At 57.2% G+C, this 8652-nt stretch carries 9 protein-coding genes; 8 read left to right on the top strand and 1 reads right to left on the bottom strand.

All coding sequences use genetic code 11. The annotated features are described in order from the left end of the window. Positions 1-607 precede the first annotated feature (607 nt). The 4 genes from SB659_RS18850 (at position 608) to SB659_RS18835 (ending at position 4093) form a co-directional block, all read left to right on the top strand. Complete coding sequence (locus tag SB659_RS18850) at positions 608-1216, top strand: hypothetical protein (RefSeq protein WP_410551496.1); 609 nt, start codon at positions 608-610, stop codon at positions 1214-1216. A 66-nt stretch (positions 1217-1282) separates the two neighbouring features. Beyond that, entirely contained in the window at positions 1283-1876 is a 594-nt protein-coding gene (locus tag SB659_RS18845; protein ID WP_410551495.1) for a hypothetical protein, read from the top strand. A gap of 469 nt (positions 1877-2345) precedes the next feature. Then, positions 2346-3251 (top strand): Ltp family lipoprotein, encoded by a 906-nt coding sequence (locus SB659_RS18840; RefSeq protein ID WP_410551494.1) that lies wholly within the window; start codon positions 2346-2348, stop codon positions 3249-3251. Between the two features lie 218 nt (positions 3252-3469). After that, positions 3470-4093, top strand: coding sequence for a hypothetical protein (locus tag SB659_RS18835; RefSeq protein WP_410551493.1), 624 nt, complete (start codon positions 3470-3472; stop codon positions 4091-4093). 340 nt (positions 4094-4433) lie between these two features. Here SB659_RS18835 and SB659_RS18830 read toward each other — a convergent pair whose 3' ends face one another. Further along, positions 4434-5126: a GIY-YIG nuclease family protein gene (locus tag SB659_RS18830; RefSeq protein WP_410551492.1), complete on the bottom strand. Its 693-nt coding sequence runs from the start codon at positions 5124-5126 to the stop codon at positions 4434-4436. Between the two features lie 92 nt (positions 5127-5218). Here SB659_RS18830 and SB659_RS18825 point away from each other — a divergent pair, with 92 nt between their 5' ends. The 4 genes from SB659_RS18825 (at position 5219) to SB659_RS18810 (ending at position 8482) form a co-directional block, all read left to right on the top strand. Next, positions 5219-5407 (top strand): hypothetical protein, encoded by a 189-nt coding sequence (locus SB659_RS18825; protein WP_410551491.1) that lies wholly within the window; start codon positions 5219-5221, stop codon positions 5405-5407. Further along, positions 5404-5868, top strand: coding sequence for a DUF4041 domain-containing protein (locus SB659_RS18820; protein ID WP_410551490.1), 465 nt, complete (start codon positions 5404-5406; stop codon positions 5866-5868). Before SB659_RS18825 ends, SB659_RS18820 begins: the two co-directional genes overlap by 4 nt. Positions 5869-6660: 792 nt before the next feature. Further along, the gene (locus SB659_RS18815; protein WP_410551489.1) at positions 6661-7530 is read left to right on the top strand and encodes a hypothetical protein; all 870 of its coding nucleotides are present in this window, start codon (positions 6661-6663) and stop codon (positions 7528-7530) included. Between the two features lie 136 nt (positions 7531-7666). Then, complete coding sequence (locus SB659_RS18810) at positions 7667-8482, top strand: hypothetical protein (RefSeq protein ID WP_410551488.1); 816 nt, start codon at positions 7667-7669, stop codon at positions 8480-8482. Positions 8483-8652: the final 170 nt, after the last annotated feature.

Below are 8652 nucleotides of genomic sequence, written 5' to 3'. Positions count from 1 at the left end.
ACAAGGCCCCGAAACGGACCTTTTCACATGAGGCAACGAACCACGCTTCCCGGACCTATTGACGTGAGGCAACAGGGGACTCGCGTTGACTCGTCAAAGAGGTGCCCCCGTGGCGGCATGTCCTCCTGCGGTCATGTCCGCCGCTTGATGGGTGTCAACCATGGACCTTGGGAGACGAAAGGCCCACGCCGGGGGCAGTCCATGTCATGTGCCTGGGGGTGGATGGAAGGCCGCTGTCGCTACAATCGGCATCTATGACACGGCGATTGACCCACAAAGCTGAGCGAGACGCTAATCCAAACGATCCTAGTTCGTGCTCGACCATGCCAAACTCAGTGGTTCAGCTATACACCAGGAGCACCTGACACGCTGATCTGCGTCGAGACCGGTCAAGCTCTGAGTCGAACAATTTAATCCACTTGGCCTGGTTCAAGACTAGGGCCACGAGTTCAGCTATTTATGCATTAATAACTCGCAATTAGAGGCCCCTTATCACCGGTAACAATTATGTGCGGTGTTGGAGGTTGGCATCCGTCCCAGCTTTACTACATCTATCGGCAGTAGTAGTAGTTCAGCCATATCACCATCCGATTTTGGGGGCACCAAAATGACACTTCAGTATCCCAACACTCAACAGGCGCTGCCACCTCGCAAGGGCCGGCTCTGGTTGAAGATCGCTTTAGGCGTTGTGGGTGCCTTGGCGGTAGTCGCTGCCGTCATCGGATTCCTTGTCATCAACTCCGTAAGTGCCGCCTCAGAAGCTAGCAATGCGGCCGCATCCAAAGCAGCCGCCAGCGAATCTGCCGTAGCTGCATCCAAAGCAGCTCAAGCGGCGCTTGACCGTTCGACCCAAGAACTCGCAGCGGCGGCTGCTAAGTCCCTCGCGGACGCAGCACGAGCGGATCGCGTCGCCATGGAGAGCAAAGGTTGGAGTTATGTCTCTGACTTTCTCTACTACGCCTCACCAACCGAGAACTATCAGTGTCCAGGTAGGTACGCGTGCTCGTCCATGATGGTCACAACCCACAAACAACCATCGGGCTGCCCCGGTGGGGTAAGTGTCCACGTCTCGTTCTTGTCATCGAGCGGGGTCTCTGTCTACAACTCTGTCCGAACCACTGGCGCTCTTGCCGTCAACGAACAGGGGCAGCTCGACTTTACTGACCTTTCCGGCAATGGGACCACCATGCGAGTAGATTCGATGACGTGCTACTAACTGCTCACGACGCCTGAGTTCATTCCGATGAACGCCCAAAGGGGGACGAACTAAAGTGCAGCAATCATGGCTTCTGATGATGCTCCAATACTCGATGGAGCGACCATCGGTTTCGCCGGGGCAGCGGCTACACTCATCGCGATGCGACCTAGCCTCGCCGAGCTTGCTGGCATTTCGTTCGCCGACGCTACCAAGGACCTAGGGTCGCTTGTTCTGCAGCAGGTCAATCTGCTGGGCTTCAGGAGCGCGCTCATTGATGCGGCGCCGAAAACGGGTGTATCAAAGCTGCTGGCTGAACGCCTCATGCCAGAAGGCGGCGTCCTGGCTCCAACGCTTGCACAGCTCTACGGGGCAAAGTCCTTGGCCGGGAGCAACGTCGAGATCCAGACAGTGTTGGCGAAATTTGCCAGCTCGTCCACTGGATCAGTGGCTAACGCGAACGTGAACGGACTCCTACAACAGGCTGCCGAAGTCCGCGATGGTCTTGAGCACCAAAAGGAAATCAATGAGCTCGCTGCAGAATTCCTAGAGGGTCAACCCGTCCTAAGCGGCGAAGGCGTCCATCACTCCCTCGCAGAATACTCTTTGGCTGATTTTGCTGTCTGGGTGGCGATCATAGTGGTTGGTGAAGTACTTGCCTACGCCTGGTTTGGTAGTTGAAAAACCCTAAGCGACTCCCCTTACGCATAGAGGAGTCCTCACGTACCTTTAACGAGCCGGATCCATTCAAAAAGTCAAGCTTGCAACGGGTCGTTATGTCGACTCAACATTACTGGCGAACTTTGATGCTAATTTGATCCAAACTTGAGCCCATCTTGGGCTTGTTAGATCGGAGCTGGCTGGCATCTCGACGGCACTATTCTAATCACCATCTGAGAGCTGGCGATTCGTTTCGGCGGCGGCGCCCTGATGGATTCTATTTTTCCTGCATCCGTGTAATATTCCACTCATGGGCATGAAGCCCGCGACGCTTTTGGGGAAGCGACAAACTCATTTCCCGAACCACCTAGGCAAAGTCTCCAGAATGCGGGACAACACCCTGCCAGGGCTTTCCTCAGAGAGCGTCAATCACTGCACACCCGCACGCTTCGCATCGCACGTCGGTCAGGTGTCCTATGAAAGGACTCTCATGAGCCAAAACCCCAACCTCTCCCCTTATCCCTCAGCACCGATGTACGGCCCGCCGCCCGTTGGCAATAAATCCTTTCTGACCACATGGCTGCTGTCCCTGCTCGTTGGTGTCTTTGGCGTAGACCGGTTCTATCTGGGTAAAGTCGGCACCGGCATCCTGAAGCTGGTCACCTTCGGCGGCTTCGGCATCTGGGCCCTAGTGGACCTGATACTCGTGCTCGCCAACAAGACCAAAGACAAGCAGGGCCGCCCGCTGGAGGGCTACGAGAGGCACAAGAAAGTCGCGCTGATCGTCACCGCCGCCGTCGTACTGCTCAGCATTATCCTGAACGCCACCCGGGCCGGAGCGGTCCAAACCTCCTCAGTTACCCCGGCCACCTCTTCCAAAACCACAGCCTCCATACCCTCACCTGAACCAACAGCCGACCCCGTTGCCGCAGCCAAGGCCTCCGCCGAAGCATCGACAAAAGCCTCTGCCGACGCTGCCGCAAAAGCGCAGGCCGCGGCCGACGCGGCGAAAGCAAAAGCCGACGCGGACGCCGCTGCCAAAGCGAAAGCAGACGCAGACGCAGACGCCAAAGCTCAGGCGGACGCTGCTGCCAAGGCCGCAGCAGGCACGATCAGCCAACAAAACGCCTTAAGGAAGGCCGGGAGCTACCTCCAGTACACCGCGTTCTCCTACGTCGGACTGATCAAGCAACTCGAATTCGAGAAGTACTCCCCCGAAGACGCAACCTGGGCAGCCGACCGCGTCAAGGTCGATTGGAACGAACAAGCAGCCAAAAAGGCCAAGAGCTACCTCGGATACACATCCTTCTCCCACTCAGGCCTCGTAGACCAGCTCCTGTTCGAAGGCTTCACACCCGAACAAGCCGAATACGGAGCGAGCACGACCGGACTATAGATGTACTGGAAGGGCCTTCGGTAACCAAGGTCCTTCCAGTTGTTTCCCGGCGATGGCGGTTAGGCCCTCGGTGTGGCTGCCAGGGATGCCTAGGGCGTAAGCGGGAAATTTGTTGGCCTACCCGTTTCACTCGGATCCACATCTGGAGCTGTCTGCACCGTCGGCCCACGATCACCGTCTCAAAGGCTGAGACACGAACGATTATCCAAGAAGGGGAAATGAAAAGACTCTCATCGACCGCGCTCACCATACTCTCAATGGCAATGCTCAGCGCTTGTTCAGCCCCATCACCACAGGCAGCCCCTGAGGTTTCTGTTGCACCTGCTGCCACCGCGTCGCCAACTTCAACACCAACCCCGACGGCGTCCCGTAACGAGAACGCGCGTGGTCAGTTAATTAAAGAGATCGGTGAACCCGCGGTTCTCTTAACCTCGGGAGAAAACACCCCTCCAACCATGACCTTTAAAGTTACGTCCATCAAACCCATCCAGTGCGACGCGCCGTACGCTGCGCCGCCCAACGGGATTGCGTTAGCGATTTCCATCGAAGCAACAACGACGCCGCAGTTCTCGGGACCACTGATAGTAAACAGTGAAGATGGCCTAGTAAGTTTTGGGTCCCACTACTGGAAGGGCTACGCAGCGAACGGTACGCGGATGAACACCGTGGAGTCATCCGCAACGCAGAACTGTCTGGCCGACAAAACAAGGCTCTTGCCCGACTACATCGGAAAGGGCGAGCAGGTTAACGGTTTGATCATTCTGGACGTCTCATCACCGTCGGGCGAAGTGTCGTTCGATCCTTCGGGGTTTGGAGGATGGGTCTGGAAGTATCCGTCATAGCCCAGCAGAACCCAATTGACTGCGCTGTCTCAGGGGAAAGAGCTTGCAACAACCGAGAAGTGAAGGGCAGAGCAGCCGTTCGTAACGATCCTGGCTCAGTTTGGGACCGAACGAACACCCATAACAGGTGATCGGGCCGACGAACTAACTATCGAAGCCAATCACAGGCGCACTCTCGGAGCAGCAGTAGCTCCCCGGGGCACGGCACGGCCGTTGTCGAATACTGAGGCATGAGCGGCGTACGGCGGAATCGTCGTGCGCAACCACGGAGGGCCTTTGCTCTCTCAAGACGCCTATGCTCCGGGCACGCACGATGGGGAAACAACACTTGTCCAGAACGTTACACCGGCAATGTTGCAGCTTCTGGGGTGCTGAGGCGGAACTCTTCAGCTGTCGGCAACTCTGTGAATTCGACCAGTTCAACGTGGTGTTCCTTCAGTACTTCCAGGACCTGGTGCGGGGTGACCCGGAAGAATTCGCGGCGGAGGTTGACCTTGTTCACGCGCTGTTCCGCGAACGTCCTATGCAGCATAGCCTCAGTGGCGAGGGCGTCGTCCGAGTAGAAGAGAGCGTGCACATCGAATCGGAACGGCACGGACGCATCGCCGAGTTCGTTGACCCTGTCCATGGGCTCCAGCCGGCGGGTCATGCCGATCTTGACCATATTTTCCCCGAAAGCGCCGATGTTGGAGATGACGTACACGTAGCCGCCGCGGATGTTCGCTGCGCGCCGTTCCACGCTTGCGAGGGCGAGTTCGTCCTCTGCGATTTTGGCGCGCATTCGTTCTGCGCCTTCGAGGTCGCCTTTGGCTATGAGTGCGTCCAGGGTTGCTTGGTGCATGGCGCGTTCCTTGGCCAGCTTTTGCCGGGCGGCGGCGAGTTCTGCCTCTGCTTTCTTCTGCTCGCGCAGCTCTTCACGGCGGGCACGTTCCAGTTCCTTTTCAGCGGCAAGGACCTGGAGGTGCTCTGCGGCGAGGACCATTTCCTGGATGCGAAGGTGGTGGTACGTCTCGTCGATTCGTAGGTTGATCATGGTCGCAGGAACTGAGTCAGGGACGCGCTGGGGGCGCGCGCAAAGTTAGGTTCTTTGGAGCCAAGAAAACGGCGGAGACCGCACTTGCCGATGTGGAGCGGCTCCAGAGAATCCTCGATGAGCGCGGCCTGCTTGAGTTCGAGCAAATAGAAGCCAGCCGGGATGAACTTCGCCGCACTGCGGAGAACGAACGTCGGGAATGGGCGCTGAAAACCAGCAGCTTCAGTTACAACTGCAGGCTCTGCGGTCTGAACTGGCCCAAACAGAAGGCCAACTCGTGACAGCTCGCGCCTCGGCCGCGCTGCAGGAAGTCGGAATCTTCGACTTCGACCACCCAGCAGAACACTCCGCGCATTTGGCGGCCCGGCTGGATTCCGTCGGTGCCCAATACAAGGAGATGGCCCGGGCAAAGCAGGCCATCCATGCGACGTCGAACTTCACGTTCAACAATTCCGCGAAGCAGGGCATGAAATTCGTGAACCAGATGTCCACCATTATGCTGCGCGCCTATAACGCCGAAGCCGAGAACTGCGTGAAAACGGTCAAAGCCGGAAACCTGGCAACCGCGACGGCTCGCCTGACCAAGGCAAAGGAACAGATCGAACGCCAAGGCATACATGTGGAGCTCCGAGCCCTGACCGACAGAAGCCAGCCAGAGCCGCAAGCTAATGACGCCGTTCTGTCCCATCAGCGCCAACCGGGTCACGCCAGCCAATTGCCATTGCAGTATCTTCTTTCATGAGACCAGATGCGATGGCCCCGGCTAACGCCAGATCTCCAGCACGCCCGGGTCCCGCATCTTCATTGGTGCGATGTCGTCGTAAAGATCAATCTCGTCGCTCCCACAAGCCGTAGCGCCGGGATCAATCGACTCAAGTCCTGCCCGACGTTTACGAATGTACAATTTGCGGTTCCCCGGACGAATTCGATCAGCCGACTTGTTGATTGATTCGGCTGAGCTGCTGCGTCAGGGTATGGAGGAAATCTTCGCTCTTCTGGTAGATGGTCACGGTCCCTGGATCTGTGCGGAACTCAAATTCCTAGTGTCTAAAGACACCACCCGCCAGAGCACTAGCAAGATTGGACAAGGTCCCGCTGCATGCCCAATCGAGCGCTCGTTGCCTTGGCAGCATCTTGCCCGCCACATTCAGATTAATCTTCGCTGCGGCTGGCAGCTGTCGGCACTGACAGCGGACGCATCCGGGAACCCGCTTAAGAGGATTGTCGCAACCATGCCAGAGCCTACATTTCCGGCGAGTGCCGAGAACCAGTCAGTGATAACGGCCATAGGGCCACCTTTCCCAGAGTCATTGCGGACAGATACATAGAGTGCAAGTCCGAACGAGACCAAAATCAGAATGATGGCAACGACAATCCCCCACGGCCCCGACGATGCGAGGTCTGAGAAATCTACCTTTAGACAACCACAACCTCCATGCAAACTCGCATAAGACCACGCCGACGGCCGCACAAAAAAGTCCGCAGATGGGATGGTCTTTCACGCCCGTCGTGCTCTCTCACTAATATCTGAATCATGACCTTCAACTACACGTCCGCGGATCTGGCTCAGATCGCCGCCAACATTCCAAACCAGGCCAGCGCCGCCGGCTTGGCGATCATTCCCGGGGTCGACATCATTCGGGAAACAGATGTGCGGATCTACCCGTTTGAAGCTGAAATCGGCGACGCTCTCCGAGTAGCGGTCATGGCGAACGCTCCCTTTATCACGGTGGAGACAGAAACATTCTGGACGAGCAGGATGCGGAGCACCGAAGGTTACGAGGAACTGCCGCTCAAGGCCGAACGCCTGCTAGAGGAAGCTGAGATCCACAATGATTCGCTCATGTCGGTGACAGTCAAATGGGTAGCTAGCGGAATCGTGTATGAATGGACGGCTCAAACTGAATGGATTGCTCCGTTGCTGACGGAAATCGATGAAGCGGTTCAAGCCGCGCAAAATGAGGACGACGCCGTTGAGGACGCCCGCACAGAAGTTCACTACGCCAAACTACGGGCCGCGGTAGATGCCCTAGTCGAGTCGCCCAAGTACCGCCGGGAGCAGGTAAACAAACGTCGTCACATCGCCCCTGCCATTCTCACCGAAGCCGGCCTGGGCGAGATCAATGACGTGCTGCTTACTCACCAGGTCATGCCCGACGCCAACAGGATCGTGAACGCCAAGGCTATGGAGTTTGAGGACGACTTCCGCGCCCGAAAGCGTGAATTGGCAGGCGAGCTATCAAGTGTCCCCGACTTCTATATGCAGAACACTAAGGCTGGCAAAAAGCTAGTCGCCATCGATTTTCTTACCGAGAAGGCTGACGGCTACAGGTTTCTCAACAGTAATTTTGCGGTGGAACTTAGCGACGCGGCGTCTGTGCCTCGAAACATCCGCGCCCTCTAGCCGTGATCAAGAATTCGACCGGATTTCCATCCGAAATCGGATCCACGGCCGTTAAAGGTCTTTGCTGGAAACACGGGATTAGAGGAAGCAACGTCTTTCCCAAGAGCGTGTACCGGTGTGGGCTAGTGTCGAAACCATGAGCGGAAAAAGCGCTAAATTACAGCGTCAGCAGGACAGGGCGGCAGCTAGGACCGACTGGGCGGCGTTGGATCTGCGCATGCTCCGGGATGACGTCAACTGGATCGCGTCGTTGGGTGAGGCAAGCCAAGCAAACGCGCAGTGGCAAGGAATCATCGGCTTAGCCCTAACACCCCACATGGCACGGATCGTCCATGAAGGAATGGGCCTCCTTGGGCGTCGCCGACCGACGCAGGTCCGAGCAGTCACCTCGAAGTTCGCGACCGAAATTGAAGCGGCCAGACACACCGTCAAGCTCCTGGACGACACCCAGAAGCTATACGACGGGGTGATCCAAGACTTCGAACGTATCGACGGGGAGCACTCTAAAGCGTGGGCTCCCCGTCGAAACTTCGCCATGGGCGTCAAGGACGGCCGAGTCTATTCGACAAGCCGTTCAGCAGAGTTCCAACGATCAGGGCGGCTTTCGGAGCGGACAATCGTCCCGAATGAGTACTCCAACCGCCTCGGTTACGACATCGGACGGGCAGCAGCGGCGATCGTCCGGCAATTTGGTCATGCCCCAGAGTTCACGCCGTTGCCTGTGGATCTGTGGGGCGAGGCACCCTCTGCAGTAACGCTCGACCGCGCAGACTATTACACAACGCGCTTCGAACCTGAGTTCCCGGCCGCACTTAAAGATGTCATGTGCGTCATCGAAGGATCGGTCAACAGCTGCCTACACGCCTTCAAGCCAGTCGAAGGTACCTTTCACCAGCCCGGTCTTCCGAGTCCAGTTCGTCACCGTCTCCCACGCCCTCAACGCGCTGGATGAAGTGCGCGACAGATATTCTCAGCTAGCCGATACCCCGGGTATGACCAGGATCAGTAGCGTCATTGATTCGCCTCAAGCGGTAAACCTCCGTTCGGGACTGCTGAAGGTTTGATTGACACTTTGCCTGTGAGGATTTGATCCTTGCGGGTGGAAGGATGTTCATCATGCCC

Origin of the sequence: Arthrobacter sp. SIMBA_036, from assembly GCF_046535135.1 — a bacterium.
In the GTDB taxonomy this organism is placed as follows: domain Bacteria; phylum Actinomycetota; class Actinomycetes; order Actinomycetales; family Micrococcaceae; genus Arthrobacter.
Note: the sequence above shows the minus strand (reverse complement) of the source record. Positions and strands in the feature narration are given on the sequence as shown.

What these genes read in the sequence shown, in the direction of transcription:
- SB659_RS18835 (WP_410551493.1), top strand. Translation starts at nt 3,470, where the DNA reads ATGAAAAGACTCTCATCGACCGCGCTCACCATACTCTCAATGGCAATG.
- SB659_RS18830 (WP_410551492.1), bottom strand. Translation starts at nt 5,126, where the DNA reads ATGATCAACCTACGAATCGACGAGACGTACCACCACCTTCGCATCCAG.
- SB659_RS18810 (WP_410551488.1), top strand. Translation starts at nt 7,667, where the DNA reads ATGAGCGGAAAAAGCGCTAAATTACAGCGTCAGCAGGACAGGGCGGCA.
- SB659_RS18850 (WP_410551496.1), top strand. Translation starts at nt 608, where the DNA reads ATGACACTTCAGTATCCCAACACTCAACAGGCGCTGCCACCTCGCAAG.
- SB659_RS18845 (WP_410551495.1), top strand. Translation starts at nt 1,283, where the DNA reads ATGGCTTCTGATGATGCTCCAATACTCGATGGAGCGACCATCGGTTTC.
- SB659_RS18815 (WP_410551489.1), top strand. Translation starts at nt 6,661, where the DNA reads ATGACCTTCAACTACACGTCCGCGGATCTGGCTCAGATCGCCGCCAAC.
- SB659_RS18840 (WP_410551494.1), top strand. Translation starts at nt 2,346, where the DNA reads ATGAGCCAAAACCCCAACCTCTCCCCTTATCCCTCAGCACCGATGTAC.